Raw genomic sequence first — 16935 nt, 5'->3', positions numbered from 1 at the left:
CCTCGGTGGGTTCAGTCGTCTACGCCGGTCTGGCGCTGCAGGATGGAGCTGAACTCATCGGCGAACGTTTCAAACCGGACCGCCATGCGCTCGACGCGGGTGGTGAAGCGGTTGTAGGCCCAGACGGCTGGAATGGCCACGAACAGACCGATGGCCGTGGCGAACAGGGCTTCGGAGATGCCCGGTGCGACCGAGGCGATGCCGGCCTGCTCGCCGCTGTTGACCATGTCGTGCATGGTGACCATGATGCCGAACACGGTCCCGACCAGGCCCACGTAGGGGGCGGTGGAGCCGATGTTGGCGAGCAGTTCCAGATTACGTTCCAGCCGGTCCACTTCGCGGGTGTAGGTGGTGCGCATGGCGCGCTGTGCGCCTTCCAGCAACGCCCGCCCGTCCAGTCCGCGACGGTCACGCAGACGGTTGTACTCGCGGAAACCTGCCTCGAAGATCGCCTCCAGGCCCGCGACGCTGCGGTTGCGGTCGGTAGCCGAGGAATACAGCTTGCCCAGGTCGGCGCCGGACCAGAACCGGTTCTCGAACTCGTCGGCCTCGCGGGTCGCCTGCGAGAACACACGGGCCTTGCGGAAGATGATGACCCAGCTGATGAAGGAGCCGGCCAGCAGCAGCAGCACGATGAGAATCACCGGGATGCTGGCTTTGGTCATCAGCTCCCAGTAATTGATGCCGCTGCGCGAGGCCTGTACGGCGGTTTCGGCGGCGGCGCTGGTGACGTCCTCCGGCAGCGCCTCGACCACCGTGGCCTGCAGGCCCAGAAGCATTGCGATCATCGTTGTTCCTCAGTCTGCAAATCAGGATTGTTCGGAGTATCAGGGTGTTGATGTGGTTTCAGCGCCAACAGCAGCGCGTCGTCCATGCCGCGCGGGCGGAAGGTCTGCGCATCCAGTGCGGCAATCCTCACCTTCGCGTCCAGCAGCAACTGGCCGTCGCGCAGCACCTGCTGGGCGAAGACCAGGCTGGCACGCTTGCACTGCACCAGCGTCGCGGTGACCGCCAGTGCATCGTCCAGCCTTGCTGGCTTGATGAAATCCATCTCCATGGAGCGGACCGCAAACACCATGCCGTGCTCGCTGCGCATGCGCTCCTGGCCGAAGCCCAGCGCCCGCATCCATTCCGTACGCGCCCGTTCCATGAAGGCCACGTACCGCGCGTGGTAGACCACGCCACCTGCGTCGGTATCTTCCCAGTAAATGCGTGTCGGCCAACTGAACCGCGGCTCACTCATTGTCGGATGGCTCGCTGAAAAGATCCACGGGGGCGACCTTCGGCTTGAGCCCAAGGTGGCGATACGCGCGGTGCGTGGCCATCCGGCCACGGGCGGTCCGCACCAGGAAGCCCTGCTGGATCAGATACGGTTCCACCACATCCTCCAATGTCCCCCGCTCTTCGGACAGCGCCGCTGCCATCGACTCCACGCCGACCGGGCCGCCTTCGAAGTAGTCCACCAGGGTGCGCAGGAAACGGCGATCCAGCTCGTCAAAGCCTTCCGGATCGACTTTCAGCATCACCATCGCGGCCTTGGCCACATCCTCATCGATGTGCCCGTTGGCTTTGACCTGAGCGTAGTCGCGCACGCGGCGCAGCAACCGGTTGGCGATACGCGGGGTACCCCGCGACCGCCGTGCGATCTCCCCTGCCCCGTCTGCCGTGCAGTCGATGCCGAGGATCTTTGCCGAGCGGCGCACGATGCGCGTCAGTTCTTCGGCGGTATAGAACTCCAGACGCTGGATGATGCCGAAGCGATCACGCAGCGGGGCGGTGAGCAGACCGGCGCGGGTGGTGGCGCCGATCAGCGTAAACGGGGGCAGGTCGAGCTTGATCGAGCGGGCCGCCGGGCCTTCGCCGATCATGATGTCGATCTGGAAATCTTCCATCGCCGGATACAGCACTTCCTCGATGACCGGCGACAGGCGATGGATCTCATCGATGAACAGCACATCGTGCGGCTGCAGGTTGGTCAGCAGCGCGGCCAGGTCACCGGCCTTTTCGATCACCGGCCCGGACGTCACGCGCAGGGCAACGCCCAGTTCGTTGGCGATGACATGGCTGAGCGTGGTCTTGCCCAGCCCGGGCGGGCCGAAGATCAACACGTGGTCCAGCGCGTCACCGCGCGCCTTGGCGGCCTGGATGTAGATGTCCATCTGCTCGCGCACCGGCACCTGGCCGAGGTAGTCGGCCATGCGTTTGGGGCGGATGCTGGCGTCGACGGCGTCATCCTCGCGGGTGGCGTCGGCGCCGATGATGCGGTGCTCGGTCATCCGGTGATTATGCGGCAAATCGATCGCGTCCCGTGCGATTGGCGGCCGTCGAACGGGTGAGACCCCCTCGCGGCTGGCTGCTTTCAAGCTGCAGCTGGGATCCGGGCGGTGGGGCTGGTCGGGGGACGCGCACAAGTACGTCCATGTAGCGCTCGTTTCGCGCCATCCATGGCGCTCAACGCCCCCGCCCAGCCCCACCGCCCGGCCCCCTGACACATTCCGTGGCCGCCAGCCGCGTAAAAAAAAAGAAGAAAAGCGGTAGCGCCGACCCATGGTCGGCGAGCGCAGCGGGCCGTTGGCGGGAACATTCCGCCGACCATGGCAGGCTGTGTAAAAAGTCCGGCCTTCACGGCAAGTGGCGACATTTTCGCCACTTATCGCCCCGCTACGTGAGATCTGCATACCTTGCAGGACTGCAGGCGCTCCAGATCTTGCGTAGCTCGACCGAGCCGGGAGTTGTTACACAGCCTGCATGGGTCGGCGCTACAGATTCAAAGGCCGCCATGGACCTGTCGAGGGTGGGGCGGGGTGGGTTGGCGGGGGCGTTGAGCGCCATGGATGGCGCGAAACGAGGCCCGCATGGATGCGGTTGTTGCCGTCCCCCGCCAACCCACCCCGCCCCGCCGACATGCAGCCGTGCGGCTTTCGCCGTTGCTTCTGCCGTTGCCGTTGCCGTTGCCGTTGCTCCCGCTTCGGAGCCGAGCGCAGCGGAAGAAAACTAGATCTCGACCTGCGCGCCCAGTTCGACCAGCCGGTTGCCGGGAATACGGAAGAAGCCGGTCGCCGGCGCTGCATTGCGATGCATCAGCGCGAACAGCTTGTCACGCCAGATCGGCATGCCGCGGTTGGCCGTCGCCACGATCGTTTCGCGGCTGGCGAAGAACGTGGTGTCCATCGGATCGAAGTAGATGCCCCCGTGGTCGCACGAGCGCATCAGCGCCAGCGGCACGTCAGGCGTCTCCATGAAGCCGAACTTCACGTAGACCCGATGGAAATCATCCCCCACCGACTCGATCTTCAGCCGCTGGCCCTCCGCCGCGTAGGGCACCGGCAGGGTGACCACGTGCAGGAACACGTTGCGTTCGTGCAGCACCTTGTTGTGCTTCAGGTTGTGCATCAGCGCATGCGGGGCCACCGTCGGATCGGCGGTGAGGAAGACTGCCGTGCCCGGCACCCGTACCGGCGGCGCCAGCATCAGCCCCGGCAGGAAGGTATCCAGGCGGATGCCGTCCTTGCGGATCTCGTCACGCAGCAGCTCACGCCCCCGACGCCAGGTGCGCATCAGGGTGAACAGCAGGATGCCGAGTACCACCGGGAACCAGGCACCCTGCATCAGCTTGGCACCGTTGGCGATCACGAAGCCCAGATCGATGATGAAGAACACCACGCACAGCGCGACGATCCAGTGCCGCGACTTCGGCCACAGGCTGCGCGCGACCAAGGCCAGCAGCAGGGTGTCGATCAGCATCGTGCCCGATACCGAAATGCCGTAGGCCACCGCCAGATTCGACGAACTCTGGAACGCGAGCACCAGGCCGATGACCATCACCGCCAGGCCCCAGTTGATGCCGGGAATGTAGATCTGGCCGATGGTGTCGTGCGAGGTGTGCTTGATCCGCATGCGCGGGATGTAACCCAGCTGCATGGCCTGCCGGGACACCGAGAACGCACCGGTGATGACCGATTGCGACGCAATCACCGCCGCCATCGTGGCGAGAATGATCATCGGGTACAGCGCCCAGTCCGGCACCGCTTCGAAGAACGGGTTCTTCACCGCTTCCGGGTGCTCGAGCACCAGCGCGCCCTGTCCCAGGTAGTTTAGCACCAGGCACGGCAGCACGAAGAAGTACCACGCGTGGCGGATCGGCTTGGCGCCGAAGTGGCCCATGTCCGCATACAGCGCCTCGCCACCGGTGACCGCCAGCACGACGGCGCCGAGGATGAACACCCCGTGCCAGCCGTGGTCCATGAAGAAGCGGATCGCCCACCACGGATTGAAGGCCTTCAGCACTTCCGGCGCATCGACGATGTTGTACAGGCCGATCGCCGCCAACGACAGGAACCAGACGGTGGTGATCGGGCCGAATGCCTTGCCGATCTTTTCCGTGCCGAAGCGCTGCGCGGCGAACACCGCCAACAGCACCACGATGGTGATCGGCAGGATGAACTTGTGCAGGCCGGGGGCCGCGATTTCCAGGCCTTCCACTGCACCCAGCACCGAGATGGCCGGCGTGATCACGCCATCGCCGAAGAACAGCGATGCACCGAAGATGCCCAGGATGCCGACCACGTAAGCCGAACGCGACCCCTTGCGCAACGTGCGCTGGGTCAGCGCCATCAGGGCCATGATCCCGCCTTCGCCGTCATTGTCGGCGCGCATGATGATGGTGACGTACTTCAGCGTCACCACCAGGATCAGCGCCCAGAACGCCAGCGACAGCACGCCCAGCACGGTGTCGTGATCGCTGGTCAGCCCGTAATGCCCGGAGAACGCCTCTTTCAGCGTGTACAGCGGGCTGGTGCCGATGTCACCGAACACCACACCGATGGCGCCGATGACCAGGGCCATGCTGCTCCCGGTGGGAGCATGGCCATGAGTGCCATCAGGCGCGTTGGAAGGGCTGGACATGGAAGGGCTCGGTGGAGGTAACGAAGGGGAGTAAGACGGCTCAGCTCAGCGTAGCGCCGACTGCAGCGCCTTGCGGATGACCTGGGCCACATCGTCGCCGTCGGCATGCGCATCGCGCGCCATCCGTGCCGCTTCAGCGGGCTTGTAGCCCAACTGCTGGAGCGCCACGGTGGCTTCGGACACCGGATCGGCCGCGGCGGGGCCGCTGCTGGACGGCAATGCGCCACCGGCGCCCAACTGGGCAGCGCGGTCGCGCAGCTCGAGCACCATGCGCTCGGCGGTCTTCTTGCCGATGCCCGGGATGCGGGTCAGCGCGGTGATGTCACCGGACTGGACCATGCGCACGAACTCTTCCACGGTCACGGCCGACAGCACGGCCAGCGCGATCTTCGCACCGATGCCGCTGACCTTCTGCACATCGCGGAACAGGCGGCGCTCGCCCTCGCGCAGGAAGCCGTACAGCGACACGCTGTCCTCCTTCTGCGCGTAGTGCGTGTACAGGATCACCTCACGGCCGATGTCGGGCAGGTCATAGAACGTGCTCATCGGGGCCTCCAGCTCATAGCCGACCCCGTTGACGTCCACCACCAGCCACGGCGGTGCCTTGTAAGCCACGATTCCACGCAGGCGACCGATCATGCAGCGTTGCTCCTCATTTCCGGCCCCACGCCTGGCGGGCACTGAGCCCCAGGCGGTTGGCCGTCGCCCGTACATGGGCATGGGTGATGGCCACGGCCAACGCATCAGCGGCGTCGGCCTGCAGCTTCGTCTTCAGGCCGAGCATGAGCCCGACCATGTGTTGGACCTGTTGTTTTTCCGCCCCACCCCGCCCTACGACGGCCAGCTTGATCTCGCTGGCCGCGTACTCGCTCACCGGCAGGTCACGGATCACCACCGCTGAAATGGCGGCGCCGCGCGCCTGGCCCAGCTTCAGGGCGGAGTCCGGGTTGCGCGCCATGAACACCTTTTCGATGGCCACTTCCTGCGGTTGGTACTCGATGATCAGCTCGGCCAGGCCGAGCACCAGGATCTTCATGCGCTGCGGGAAATCGTCAGCGCCCAGCAGCACCAGCGGCTGATGGTGGACATGGGTAACGCGGCCAGCCGCATCGACGTCGATGATGCCGACCCCGGTACGTTGCGAACCGGGGTCGATGCCGAGGATGCGGGTCATGGGGTCTCAGGTCTAGGCGTGCACGCCGAGATCGGCGTTGGAGTAGACATCCTGCACGTCATCGAGGTCTTCCAGCATGTCCAGCAGCTTCTTCACCTGCAGGGCGGTATCGCCCTCCACGGCAATATCGTTGTCCGCGCGGAAGGTGATCTCGGCATGATCGGGATTCAAGCCGCCCGATTCCAGCGCATCCTTCACGGCATGGTAGCTGTCTGCGGCGGTTACGACGTCGATGGCGCCGTCTTCCGGGTAGACGATGATGTCGTCCGCACCGGCCTCGATGGCCGCCTCCGTGATGGTGTCTTCGTCGGCACCGGAAGCGAAGTGAAGCACGCCCAAGCGCTTGAACATGAAGGCAACCGACCCTTCGGTGCCCATGTTGCCACCGCACTTGCTGAAGGCATGGCGGACGTCGGCGACAGTGCGCACCTTGTTGTCGGTCAGGCAGTCGACGATCACGGCCACGCCACCGGGCGCATAGCCTTCGTAGCGGATTTCTTCGTACTCGACGCCTTCCAGCTCGCCGGTGGCCTTCTTGATCGCCCGTTCGATCACGTCCTTGGACATGTTCGACGACAGCGCCTTGTCCATCGCCACGCGCAGCCGCGGGTTGTTGTTGGGGTCGCCTCCGCCACCACGCGCGGCAACGCCGATCTCGCGGATGATCTTGGTGAAAATCTTGCCGCGTTTCGCGTCAGACGCGTTCTTGCGGCCTTCAATCGAGGGACCTCTACCCATGGGGCTTCCGTTTCGCAGCGTCAGGAACAGGGCGCGGATTCTACCTGATCCCGTGGCTGCACCGTGTCGAACGGGCAAAGGGATCAGCAGGAACCCCCATCCCGGCCCGGCGGTCCTCAGGCTGCCGCAGCGTCGCGGCCCGGATGGAAATGCCCGTGGCGGAGGAACTGGGCGGTCTGCCGGGCGGCATCCAGCGAGAAGACCAGGCCACTGTGGCTGCAGCGGACGACGCAATGATCGGCCAATCCCGGCAGACGCGTCTCATCCAGCCCCACGGTGCCATCGGAATCCCCGTCGAACACCCCGAGCAGACTGCCGAGGCCATGGGGTACACAGCCGGCGATCAATCCGACCTTGGCCTCGCCCTGCCAGTCGGGCAGACCGTCCAGCAACAGCTCGCTGCTGCGACCCAATGCCGCTGCCCAGCCGTGCTCGGCCAGCGTACGGGCAGTGCCACTGCCACGCAGGGGCGAGCCGAGGCAGACCACCCGCTGCACCTGCAGCGTGGGATTCCGGCGCAGCGCCTCAAGCGCCACCAACCCGCCCAGGCTATGGCCGACCAGCGACACCGGCCCGCTGTCCTGCAAGCGTTGCAGCAACTGCGGCACGGCGATGTCCGGCCCTCCCAGCACGCTGGAGTAGCCGAAGGTCTCCACGTTGAAGCCGCGCGCGCGCAGCCGCCATGCCAACGGCCCGACCCAGGCGCGGGCGTTCCAGATGCCATGCAGAAGGAGAACCGATTGCTTCATCCGCCAAGTTTGACGCATCTGACCATTTCCGGCGACCGCAGGCAGGCCGCTGCCCGGAATTCAATCAGGTTGCCGACTTGCCGCGGTTGGGCTGTCTGCCGGATATCCAGTACCGGCCGCCCTTCGGTCCAGGCCAACAGGGCCACGGACTCGCCACCGTCCAGGTTGAGCGAGATATTCGGCGGTCCGTGCTGCCCACCCAGACGATCCAGGCGGGCCAGCGCGCCGGAAAATTCCGCCAGGGTCCAGCCGGAGTCGGCACAGCCGCGATCGGTCATCGGGGCTGCCACCAGGCGGATACATCCGCTGTCCGCGGTGGTGGGCAGGCTGACCGCTGCCCGCGGGTTGGCATCATGCGCATGCCACAGCACGCCGGGAGCGACCTGGTCGCCCCGCTCGAAGGCGAAATCCCGCGGCAGCTGGTACAGCGGACTACCGCTGGCCTTGGCCGCGAACACCGGCGCCCCCTGCTCAGCCAGCAGCGGCGCGCAGGCCAGCGAGGAGCCGTCCGCGAATCCCAGTTCGTGATAGTCATCGGCAAAGGCCGGTGGCAGCGGCAGGGTGGGCTGCGGCGTTCCGCCCTGCGTCCGCAATGGCCCGATGGACAGATGCTCGGGGCGGTCGACGCAGGCGCGCTGGCGGAAGTTGAAGTACCCGCCATTGATCCGCGCGCACGGCCTTGCCGCCGCCTCGCCCGCGGGACGCACGCAGGGGTCCAACAGCGCATCGCCCTGCACCACGTGGCCACTGAAACGACGGGGATCCAGGCTCATCCACGCAAGCCGCTTGGTCACTGCGTCAGGAGGGTCTTCTGCAAGCGCGGCCGTCGTGGCGTGCTGCAGGCCCATGCGCTGGAGCAACGCCGGCGATGCCTGCAGGTGGACGGCAACCATCCCCGGCGCCAGCGTGGTGACATGAATCGAGCGGCGCAGTTGACGCCCTTTCACCACAGCAATCCAGTGCTCTGCCGCGCGCGCTGCTGCAGGGGGCAGGCTGGCGTTGTGCACGCGGATTCTTTTCATTGCGCCCCGCGACGACGTGGCGGAAATGCGCAACACGTCAGGACGAGGAATCGGTGCCGGCGGGGCCAGCAGGGAGGAAGGCGAAGGAGGCATGGTGTCCGGTCTGCATCTACTGCATTGATGTCGCTTTCGACGCCAACAATCCCTGCGGAAAGCGAGCGCTTGAAAGACCGCGTCTTGGAGAATCATCGGGGCCGCTGATTTCACCACGGATACGAGCGATATGCGCAGTGAAATTGCCTACGACAACGCCAAGTTCGATTGATCTTCCTCGTGTTAAGGCGTGCCTCAGCGTAACGCGCACACGCACTGTGCAGGCTATCCCTCCCTTCCTGCACCCGAGCACGTCGATGACTGCATCTCTGCCAGCCTGGGCACTGCCGATCCTTCAGCGCGCCGCGCAGCACCTTCCCTTGCCACTGGACATTTCCGCCGCAGCCTACACGCTGCTCGACGCCGTCGGGGTGGAATGGCACCTGGAGTGCTCGGCCGAGCAACTGCTGATCCACTGCCAACTTGCCGATGATGGCTTGCACTGCGATGCCGACCGGCTACGGGCATGGCTGGCCCACCATCACCAGCCACAGGTAATGGACGGCGCATCCATCGCGCTCGATCCACGGACCGGTGTCCTGCGCCTGGTACAGGCGCATGCCAGCAACTCTCCTGCACTGGACGACCTGCCCGGCGCATTGCAGCGCCTGCAGGTCGTACGCCAGCGACTGCTCCACTCCCTCTGAACTTCTGGACTCCTCCATGCTGACATTGAGCATTCCCCAGACCTCCCCCTGTCTGCTTCCTGCTGCACCATCACGTGGCGCAGGCTCTCCCATCTGCGAACACGCCTCGCTGTTGTTCAGTGCGGCCGGACCCTCTGCACCGGTGCTCAGCCAGTCACGCGCTGCGGCCGAGTTCGACGTGGGCCGTGACTCGCGGAAGTTCGTCGCCGGCTGGGCGTGCGTGACGATGCTCGGCGGCAGCGTCGAAGTCCCTGCCGCCGAGCAGCGGATCCATCCAGCTGCCTTCTTCACCGCAGCCAACCCCACCGACAAGGCCACCCGCGACCTTTACCTCAAGGCCTACCAGCACCATTCGCATGACAGCCAGAGCGTGCGCCAGGAAATCGGCCGCACCGCGCTGGCGCAGGTCCGCGAGCAGGCGCAGCAGCTGGACCTGCTGGTACCTCTCGAGGATGTGAAGTTGCGGCAGGGCTATCGGATCGATGCCGTCACGGGCCAGGGCGTTCCCTACCTGCATCCCCGCGACGTGGATTTCAGCGCAGCCCTGGAGGCCCCGGATTCAAGCATCCACACCTTCCTGCCCGGCTATGCCACCGGCGACCGCTACTCGCTGATCCTTGCCATGTTGATCAATCCAAAGCTCAACGTATCCATCGCCTACAGCCGCGGCAACCAAGCCGAGCAGGCCCATGCCCGCGAGGCTTTCGAGGTCATCCGCACCGCTCTCACCGCCAGTGGGCAGGCGGACGCGGCCGATCGGGTGTCGCTGTACGAACACACCGGCAAGAGCCTGAAGGACGCGCGTGAGTCGCTGGACGACAGCGCGACGCGCGCGGACTTCAGGCACGTGGAGGGTGCGGCCTCGCCATTGGCAGGCGATGCCGAGCACCAGGGCACGCACGTGTTCCACATGTCCGCCACCACCGAGCTGATCGCGCGCCGCTTCCGCGAACCGGACATGTCGCCCGAGGATCGTTGCATCGATGTCCGCAACAAGCTCATCGCACTGGTCGATCCGGCCGAACGCACGCGCATCGACGCGCTCGTCGACACGGTCATTGCCGAACAGGGCATCCAGCCCGGTGCTGCCGCGCTGTGGATCGCCGATCGCGAATATGCCAATGCCCGCGAAGCAGAGGCGATCTCCCGACCGATGATGTTCGAGCAGATCGCCGATGCGTTGGGCCCAGATAAACCGGACGCAGCAGGTACCCCGGTGTACTGCATCGCCGATACCTACATCAACCGCGCACGCGATGAAAACGGCGAGGATCGGCTCACCGACCGTCATCCGTATCGTCCGCAGCCGCATCCACATGTCGGTCGTTTCTGGGCGGCCGAACTGAACGGTGAGCGCGTGCTGGCACCGCGTGAACACCAGTGGTACTTCATGCACAAGCTGCTGGACACCGTCGGTGGCCCGGTGATCGGCATCCGCAGCGGCGCGCTGGAACCGTTCGCGCTGATGGGGCACCAGGTGATCTATCTGGAGCACCACGACATGTTCACGCCAGACCGCCATGCCTGCTGGCAGGGCGTCATTCCCTACCACCGGCTGATCACCCATCACACCACCGGCTACCGCAACAAGGAAAGCGAAACCTACCGTGGCAACGAGCTGCGCAGCCTGCTCAGCGAGACGTTGCAGCGCAGGTTCAATCTGGGTGCCGCAGAGCCGGTGCACGGCCCCTGGCCTGATCGGCAGCAGTCGCTATCGCGAATGGGGGACGACCTGTCCAGCGGAATCCTCAGCGGCAACGAGCTGAAACTGCTGGTGGCGATGACGCAGAGCCGTAGCACGGCGGCGCAGACCGCCGCGTTGCCCGGCACGTTCAGCGCCGCACCACGTACCCGCTGAGCCGGCCCCTGCCTACGCTGTCGCCGGCTGATCGGCGGCAGCGACCAGCGGCCGTCGCAGGATGAACTCCAGGTCCTGGGTCTCACCCACCGGGAACAGGTATTCGCCCACTTTGTGGAAACCGTAGCGGGCATAGAAGCGTTGTGCGCCGAAATTTTCCGACCACACGCCCAGCCACAGCGGACGCGGGCCGTCGCGCTCCAGCCAGGCCAGCGCGGTCTCCAGCAGCCGGCTGCCCCAGCCACAGCTCTGCTCGTCCTTGATCAGATACAGCCGCTTGAGTTCCCCGTCACCGGGCTGGACCTCGGCGTGCGGCAGGCCACACGGTCCTGCCGCGGCATGGCCAACCGCCACTCCGTCACGCTCCAGCAACCACACCGCGTAGTCGGGGTGGCCGAGGATCACCTGCTGTCGCTCGACGACGTAGTGCTCGTCAAGGAAGTCCTGCAGATGCTGTGCCGGATACAGATGACCGAAGGTTTCCGTGAAGGTGCGCGCTGCCAGCACCGACAAGGTCGCGGCGTCATCGACAGTGGCACGGCGGATGGCGTAGTGGCCTGCGGTCATGGCGCTCTCCAGGGTGGCGAGCGTGCCGGCGGGAAGCCGACACGCCAAGGAAACGGGTCAGCCCTTCGGTCGCACCTGGATATGCACTTCTGCCAGCTGCACATCGGCGATCGGCGACGGTGCATCCGTCATCAGGCACTGCGCACCGGTGGTTTTCGGGAACGGAATGACATCGCGGATGGATTCGGTGCCCGCCATCAAAGCGGCAATGCGGTCGATGCCGAAGGCGATGCCGCCATGCGGCGGTGCGCCGTAGTTCAGTGCATCCAGCAGGAAGCCGAACTTCGCGCGGGCTTCGTCCGCGTCGATGCCCAGCAGTTCGAATACCGCGCTCTGCATGTCGGGGCGATGGATACGGATCGAACCGCCGCCGATCTCGTTGCCGTTCAATACCATGTCGTAGCCGCGCGACACAGCGGTCTTCGCGTTCGTGCGCAGATCGGCGATGTCATCCACCGCAGGCGCGGTGAAGGGGTGATGCAGGGCGACGTAACGCTGCGCCTCCCCGTCCCATTCGAACATCGGGAAATCGGTGACCCACAGCGGCGCCCAGCTGTCGGCGACCAGGCCGAATTCCTTGCCGGCCTTGAGCCGCAGCGCGCCCATGAAATCGGACACCTTGTTGTAGCCACCTGCGCCGAAGAACACGATATCGCCATTGCCGGCCCCCACGTGGGCGACCAGCGAGGCGAAGGCTTCTTCAGTGAAGAACTTGGCGATCGGCGAGCTGACTTCGCCGTTGTCGGCGATCTTGATGTAAGCCAGGCCTTTGGCGCCGTACTTGGCAGCGTGCGCGGCATACTCGTCGATCTGTTTGCGGCTCAGGCTGGCGCCACCGGGAATGCGCAGCGCGGCGACGCGGCCGTCGGCATCGTGGGCAGCGGCAGTGAACACCGGGAACTCACTGGACTTGACCAGCTCGGCCACGTCCACCAACTCCAGTGCGATGCGCAGGTCCGGCTTGTCCGACCCATAACGACGCATGGCCTCGGCCCAGGTCATGCGCGGGAAGCTCGCCGCCAGTTCGACGTCGATCACTTCCTTGAAGATGCCGCGGATCATGTTCTCGACAAAATCCTGCACGTCCTGCTCGCGCACGAAAGCGAACTCCATGTCCAGCTGGGTGAACTCCAACTGGCGATCGGCGCGCAGGGCTTCGTCGCGGAAACAGCGCGCGATCTGGTAGTACCGATCAAAGCCGGCCACCATCAGGATCTGCTTGAACAGCTGCGGACTCTGCGGCAACGCGTAGAACTCACCCGGGTGCATGCGCGCCGGCACCAGGAAGTCGCGGGCGCCCTCGGGGGTGGCCTTGGTCAGGATCGGGGTTTCGATATCCTGGAAGCCTTCGCCATCCAGGTGGCGACGCAGGGCCTGCACCAGCTTGATGCGGGTGCGCTGCATGCGCTGCATCTCCGGGCGTCGCAGGTCCAGGTAGCGGTACTTCAGGCGGGTTTCTTCGCCCGGATTTTCATGCGCGTGGAAGGGCAGCGGGGCTGCCTTGTTGAGCACGGTGATGGCGGTGGCGATGACTTCCACCTTGCCCGTGCGCATCTTGTCGTTGACCGCGTGGCGGGCACGCACGACGCCCTCCACCTGCAGCACGTCCTCATAGCCCAGCGACGCGGCCACCGCGAACACGGCGGCGTTGTCGGCCTCCACCGTCACCTGCACGATGCCCTCATGATCGCGAAGATCGATGAAGCATACGCCGCCCTGGTTACGGGCCACGTCGGTCCAGCCGGCGAGGGTGACAGTCTGGCCGATCAGGGTTTCATCGATCAGGCCGCAGAAGTGGGTACGCATGGGGGAAGCTCCGCTTGAGTACGCCGGCACCAGGAGGGGCCGGAAAGCCCGTTATTCTGCGGCCCAGCCCCCTCCGGGGGCAAATCCCGCGCGGTCACGTGGATTTAATCCACCCGGTTCGTATAGTCGCGCACCATCGACTGCTCGGGGATGTCGCCATGAACCGTTGGACTCTGGCCTGTCTGGCCGTCGCTTTGGCCGGCTCGACCGCCCTGCCCGCTGCGCACGCACAGGTCGGGACCCGTGCCTACGCGCCGGAAAACCTCGCCCAGCTCACGGCCAATGACCGGATCCGGGTGATCAGCCAGGAATATGCGGATCAGTCCAACGGACGGCGCATTCCGGACGACCAACTGCGCTTCTATCTGGACCAGGTCAGCTCGGGCTGGGCGTTTTCGCGCATCAAGCAGGACATATCCACCTCACTGAGAGGCGCCGGCCAAGGCGGTTCCGGCGGGTGGAATGATGGCCGGCCGGGTGGCAGTCACGGCGGCAACGCCGGTAATAGCGGGACGATCCGCTGCGAGAGCCAGAACAACCGCGAGCGCGTCTGCAACGCCGGCTGGCGCAATGCCCGACTGGTCCGCCAGATATCCGGCACGGCCTGCGTGGAAGGGCGCACCTGGGGCGTGCGGGATGGCGCGGTATGGGTGAACGGCGGCTGCCGCGCCGAGTTCGCGGAAGCGCGTGGGCAAGGCAACGGCGGCAACTGGGGCGGTGGCTGGAACAGTGGCAACGCCAACTACAGTGTCACCTGCAGCAGCAATGACAAGCGCCGCAGCACCTGCGCGTGGGAAGCCCGCCGCGGCCAGCCGGTACTGCTGCAGCAACTGTCCGGCAGCGCCTGTCGCGAGGGCCAGAGCTGGGGCTACAGCAATGGCAGCCTGTGGGTCAGCAACGGCTGCCGCGCCCGCTTCGGCCTGCGCTGAGACACCGGCAACGGAGGCGGCACGGGCGTGCGGGATCGGTAGCGCCGACCCATGGTCGGCGAGCGCAGCGGCACGGGCGTCCACGCATTCCGCCGAGCATGGCTCGGCGCTACCCCGGCGTGCGGGTTCAGGGTGCGGCTGAGCGGTCCGCACCCCACGGGGCCGGCGGCAGCGCCACAGGGCGGGTCAGGTCGAACACTACCCGGAAGCGCCGCCCGTCAGGGCGCGTGAGCTCGTAAACGAACTCCTCGTCCGGCTTGATCTCCATTGCCCACGTGTTGTGCGTGGAGGCCAGCATGTCCGCCTTGCGGAACATCGCCACCGAATCGGTATCGGCCGGAAACTGCTGCCGCTCTGCCGTACCCGGTGGCTTGCTGTCGCCGCCATACAGGGTGATGGCATCGGGGCTGCCGTCTTCGTGCCGGTGGTCGTGTTTCAGCCGCAGCCCGTGCTCGGTGCGGCTGAGCACCCACGTCCGCGAGTGGTCGTCACCTACGTGAAACGGAATCCGCACTTCGCGGGAGGTGTCCTCACAGCCGCGTACGTGCATCACCAAGCGCTTGCCGGCGAACGGGTCGGGGCCGGTGGCGACCGGATTATCCTCGACGATCTCGCCGGCATAGGCCTTGCCACAGTGCGCGGCCACGCTGGCCAGGAAAGCGTCCGCGGGCGCCGTAGCCACCTCGTTGGACACCACGTCGCGGGATTTCCCATCGCAGCCCGCCAGGGCCAGCAGCCCCATCATGGGTATGAGTCGAAGCATGTTCATCGCTCCACCCTACCCAGCCGCGCCACTCCGCGCAAACCTGCCGTGATCAGTCGCCGCTGCTCGTCGGCGCCGCGGCAGGCTTCTCGACGAGGTTCTTTTTGTTCTTGCCGAAGTCGGTCTCATACCAGCCGCCACCGGCCAGGCGGAACGACGGCGCGGTGATCTGCCGCTTCACCGTGGACTTGCCGCACTGGGGGCAGTCGACGGGGTCGGCGTCGGCAATTTTCTGCAGACGGTCGAAGGCATGGCCGCAGTCGGTGCAGGCGAAGGCGTAGATCGGCATGGCGTTGGCATCGCAGGGGTATCGAGCCGCGCATGGTAAGCCATTGCAACAGGGAGGTCAGGTCCGCTGTGTTAAGGTCGTTGACGTGTTTGCCCAACCTTCCCCACGAAGGTCGCACCCATGTTGCGGCTGACTTCCCTGCTGCTTGGCGTGGCTTTGCTGCTTACCGGCGGCGGCCTGCTCGGCACCCTGCTGGCCGTGCGCGGCGGGCAGGAAGGCTTCAGCGCCAACGCGCTGGGCTGGGTGATGTCCGGCTATTTCGCCGGCTTTTTCGTCGGCACGTTCACCGCCCCGCCGCTGATCCGCCGGATGGGCCACAGTCGCGCTTTCGCCTTCCATGCCGCGCTGGCGACGATGGCCGTCCTGCTGCATCCCTTGTGGCTCGACCCATGGGGCTGGGGGCTGCTCCGCGTCGTCACCGGCATCGCGCTGGTCGGCCTGTACACGGTGATCGAAAGCTGGCTCAACGCCGAGCCGGATCCACAACGACGCAGCCGAGTATTTTCGCTGTACATGATGATCAACCTGTCCGCGCTCGCCTTGGGCCAGGTTCTGCTGATGCTCGGCGACGCCGGTGCAGCGGCGATGTTCACGGTCACCGCCCTGCTCGTCTGCGCCGCGATGCTGCCGGTCACCGCTACCCGCCTGCAGCAGCCCGATGTGCCCAATGTGCCGCGCCTGAAGTTGGCCAACCTCTACACACTGGCCCCCGTCGCCACCGTGGCTGCCGGCCTCTCCGGGCTTGCCATGGGGCCCTTCTGGGGCCTGCTGCCGGTGTACGCCGGCGAGATCGGCCTGAGCGGCGATGGCGTGCCGTTGTTCATGCTGACTGCCATCGCCGGCGGCGCCCTGCTGCAGTGGCCGCTCGGGCGCGTCAGCGACGGGCATGACCGCCGCATCGGTCTGCTGGCTGTCAGCCTGGCAGCCGCTGGGTTGGGCGTGCTGGCAGCGATGCCACTGATCCAGCAGCAGATCCACGTGATGTTTCTGCTGGTGTTCTGCTACGGCGGCCTGGTGTTCGCGCTGTATCCGTTCGCTGTCGCCCACATGCTCGATTATCTGGCCAGCGAAGACCTGCTGTCCGGCTGCAGCAGCCTGCTGCTGGTCCATGGCGTGGGCGCGGCGATCGGGCCGGCCATCGCCGGCGCGCTGATGACACGCTTCGGGGCGCCGGCCCTGCCGCTGTATTTCGCCGTGGTGCTGGCCTGTCTGGCCGCCTTCACCGCCACCCGCCTGTTGCGCCACGCGCGCCTGCGCACCCATCCGGCTCCCTTCCGCGCGATGGTGCGGACCACCCCGTCCGCGCTGGAGCTGATGCCGGAAACCGAAACTCCCCTCCACCCTGAAAAGGAAACACATTGACTGTCGAGTACCCTACCCTTGCAACCGAACCCG

The 16935-nt window shown here is 65.9% G+C and carries 16 protein-coding genes and 1 pseudogene; 4 read left to right on the top strand and 13 right to left on the bottom strand.

Features of this window, described 5'->3' with window-relative positions:
• Positions 1-11: 11 nt before the first annotated feature.
• The 9 genes from tolQ to IFT65_RS08015 form a co-directional block, all read right to left on the bottom strand.
• Complete coding sequence (gene tolQ, locus IFT65_RS08055) at positions 12-788, bottom strand: protein TolQ (protein WP_188324732.1); 777 nt, start codon at positions 786-788, stop codon at positions 12-14.
• On the bottom strand, positions 785-1243 hold the full coding sequence (gene ybgC / locus IFT65_RS08050; protein WP_188324733.1) for a tol-pal system-associated acyl-CoA thioesterase: 459 nt from the start codon (positions 1241-1243) through the stop codon (positions 785-787). The genes tolQ and ybgC overlap by 4 nt, the downstream gene beginning before the upstream one ends.
• Positions 1236-2276 (bottom strand): Holliday junction branch migration DNA helicase RuvB, encoded by a 1041-nt coding sequence (gene ruvB / locus IFT65_RS08045; RefSeq protein ID WP_188324734.1) that lies wholly within the window; start codon positions 2274-2276, stop codon positions 1236-1238. The genes ybgC and ruvB overlap by 8 nt, the downstream gene beginning before the upstream one ends.
• A gap of 718 nt (positions 2277-2994) precedes the next feature.
• Positions 2995-4845, bottom strand: a complete 1851-nt coding sequence (locus tag IFT65_RS08040) for a potassium transporter Kup (protein WP_192081064.1) — start codon at positions 4843-4845, stop codon at positions 2995-2997.
• Positions 4846-4950: 105 nt separating this feature from the next.
• Positions 4951-5544, bottom strand: a complete 594-nt coding sequence (gene ruvA, locus IFT65_RS08035) for a Holliday junction branch migration protein RuvA (RefSeq protein ID WP_188324735.1) — start codon at positions 5542-5544, stop codon at positions 4951-4953.
• Positions 5545-5557: 13 nt separating this feature from the next.
• The gene (ruvC, locus tag IFT65_RS08030) at positions 5558-6079 is read right to left on the bottom strand and encodes a crossover junction endodeoxyribonuclease RuvC (RefSeq protein ID WP_188324736.1); all 522 of its coding nucleotides are present in this window, start codon (positions 6077-6079) and stop codon (positions 5558-5560) included.
• A gap of 12 nt (positions 6080-6091) precedes the next feature.
• Complete coding sequence (locus IFT65_RS08025; RefSeq protein ID WP_192081020.1) at positions 6092-6817, bottom strand: YebC/PmpR family DNA-binding transcriptional regulator; 726 nt, start codon at positions 6815-6817, stop codon at positions 6092-6094.
• A gap of 116 nt (positions 6818-6933) precedes the next feature.
• Positions 6934-7566: an alpha/beta fold hydrolase gene (locus IFT65_RS08020; RefSeq protein ID WP_188324738.1), complete on the bottom strand. Its 633-nt coding sequence runs from the start codon at positions 7564-7566 to the stop codon at positions 6934-6936.
• Positions 7563-8588, bottom strand: a complete 1026-nt coding sequence (locus IFT65_RS08015) for a hypothetical protein (protein WP_192081019.1) — start codon at positions 8586-8588, stop codon at positions 7563-7565. Before IFT65_RS08015 ends, IFT65_RS08020 begins: the two co-directional genes overlap by 4 nt.
• A 350-nt stretch (positions 8589-8938) precedes the next feature.
• Here IFT65_RS08015 and IFT65_RS08010 point away from each other — a divergent pair, with 350 nt between their 5' ends.
• Together IFT65_RS08010 and IFT65_RS08005 are read left to right on the top strand one after the other, a co-directional pair.
• Positions 8939-9328: a hypothetical protein gene (locus tag IFT65_RS08010; RefSeq protein ID WP_192081018.1), complete on the top strand. Its 390-nt coding sequence runs from the start codon at positions 8939-8941 to the stop codon at positions 9326-9328.
• 16 nt (positions 9329-9344) lie between these two features.
• A complete protein-coding gene (locus IFT65_RS08005; protein ID WP_192081017.1) occupies positions 9345-11186 on the top strand; it encodes a hypothetical protein in 1842 nt (613 codons plus the stop codon).
• Between the two features lie 12 nt (positions 11187-11198).
• Here IFT65_RS08005 and IFT65_RS08000 read toward each other — a convergent pair whose 3' ends face one another.
• The gene (locus tag IFT65_RS08000; protein ID WP_192081016.1) at positions 11199-11753 is read right to left on the bottom strand and encodes a GNAT family N-acetyltransferase; all 555 of its coding nucleotides are present in this window, start codon (positions 11751-11753) and stop codon (positions 11199-11201) included.
• Positions 11754-11810: 57 nt separating this feature from the next.
• Positions 11811-13559 (bottom strand): aspartate--tRNA ligase, encoded by a 1749-nt coding sequence (gene aspS, locus IFT65_RS07995; protein WP_192081015.1) that lies wholly within the window; start codon positions 13557-13559, stop codon positions 11811-11813.
• Positions 13560-13717: 158 nt separating this feature from the next.
• Here aspS and IFT65_RS07990 point away from each other — a divergent pair, with 158 nt between their 5' ends.
• A complete protein-coding gene (locus IFT65_RS07990) occupies positions 13718-14488 on the top strand; it encodes a DUF3011 domain-containing protein (protein ID WP_188324744.1) in 771 nt (256 codons plus the stop codon).
• A 127-nt stretch (positions 14489-14615) separates the two neighbouring features.
• Here the strand turns inward: IFT65_RS07990 and IFT65_RS07985 are convergent, their stop codons facing one another.
• A complete protein-coding gene (locus IFT65_RS07985; protein ID WP_192081014.1) occupies positions 14616-15257 on the bottom strand; it encodes a hypothetical protein in 642 nt (213 codons plus the stop codon).
• 82 nt (positions 15258-15339) lie between these two features.
• A pseudogene (locus IFT65_RS07980) lies at positions 15340-15540 on the bottom strand (zinc ribbon domain-containing protein); the annotation flags it as partial.
• 120 nt (positions 15541-15660) lie between these two features.
• On the opposite strand from IFT65_RS07980, the gene IFT65_RS07975 reads away from it, so the two are divergent.
• Positions 15661-16902 carry an MFS transporter gene (locus IFT65_RS07975; protein ID WP_192081012.1) on the top strand — a complete coding sequence of 414 codons (1242 nt, stop codon included), beginning with the start codon at positions 15661-15663 and terminating at the stop codon, positions 16900-16902.
• Positions 16903-16935 lie beyond the last annotated feature (33 nt).

This window comes from Stenotrophomonas sp. CFBP 13725 (assembly GCF_014841935.1).
Classification (GTDB): domain Bacteria; phylum Pseudomonadota; class Gammaproteobacteria; order Xanthomonadales; family Xanthomonadaceae; genus Stenotrophomonas.
This window is presented reverse-complemented; position numbering and strand designations above follow the sequence as displayed.

What these genes read in the sequence shown, in the direction of transcription:
- IFT65_RS08020 (WP_188324738.1), bottom strand. Translation starts at nt 7,566, where the DNA reads ATGAAGCAATCGGTTCTCCTTCTGCATGGCATCTGGAACGCCCGCGCC.
- IFT65_RS08015 (WP_192081019.1), bottom strand. Translation starts at nt 8,588, where the DNA reads ATGAAAAGAATCCGCGTGCACAACGCCAGCCTGCCCCCTGCAGCAGCG.
- IFT65_RS08025 (WP_192081020.1), bottom strand. Translation starts at nt 6,817, where the DNA reads ATGGGTAGAGGTCCCTCGATTGAAGGCCGCAAGAACGCGTCTGACGCG.
- tolQ (WP_188324732.1), bottom strand. Translation starts at nt 788, where the DNA reads ATGATCGCAATGCTTCTGGGCCTGCAGGCCACGGTGGTCGAGGCGCTG.
- ruvC (WP_188324736.1), bottom strand. Translation starts at nt 6,079, where the DNA reads ATGACCCGCATCCTCGGCATCGACCCCGGTTCGCAACGTACCGGGGTC.
- IFT65_RS08010 (WP_192081018.1), top strand. Translation starts at nt 8,939, where the DNA reads ATGACTGCATCTCTGCCAGCCTGGGCACTGCCGATCCTTCAGCGCGCC.
- IFT65_RS07985 (WP_192081014.1), bottom strand. Translation starts at nt 15,257, where the DNA reads ATGAACATGCTTCGACTCATACCCATGATGGGGCTGCTGGCCCTGGCG.
- IFT65_RS08005 (WP_192081017.1), top strand. Translation starts at nt 9,345, where the DNA reads ATGCTGACATTGAGCATTCCCCAGACCTCCCCCTGTCTGCTTCCTGCT.
- aspS (WP_192081015.1), bottom strand. Translation starts at nt 13,559, where the DNA reads ATGCGTACCCACTTCTGCGGCCTGATCGATGAAACCCTGATCGGCCAG.
- IFT65_RS07975 (WP_192081012.1), top strand. Translation starts at nt 15,661, where the DNA reads ATGTTGCGGCTGACTTCCCTGCTGCTTGGCGTGGCTTTGCTGCTTACC.
- IFT65_RS08000 (WP_192081016.1), bottom strand. Translation starts at nt 11,753, where the DNA reads ATGACCGCAGGCCACTACGCCATCCGCCGTGCCACTGTCGATGACGCC.
- IFT65_RS07990 (WP_188324744.1), top strand. Translation starts at nt 13,718, where the DNA reads ATGAACCGTTGGACTCTGGCCTGTCTGGCCGTCGCTTTGGCCGGCTCG.
- ruvA (WP_188324735.1), bottom strand. Translation starts at nt 5,544, where the DNA reads ATGATCGGTCGCCTGCGTGGAATCGTGGCTTACAAGGCACCGCCGTGG.
- ybgC (WP_188324733.1), bottom strand. Translation starts at nt 1,243, where the DNA reads ATGAGTGAGCCGCGGTTCAGTTGGCCGACACGCATTTACTGGGAAGAT.
- IFT65_RS08040 (WP_192081064.1), bottom strand. Translation starts at nt 4,845, where the DNA reads ATGGCCCTGGTCATCGGCGCCATCGGTGTGGTGTTCGGTGACATCGGC.
- ruvB (WP_188324734.1), bottom strand. Translation starts at nt 2,276, where the DNA reads ATGACCGAGCACCGCATCATCGGCGCCGACGCCACCCGCGAGGATGAC.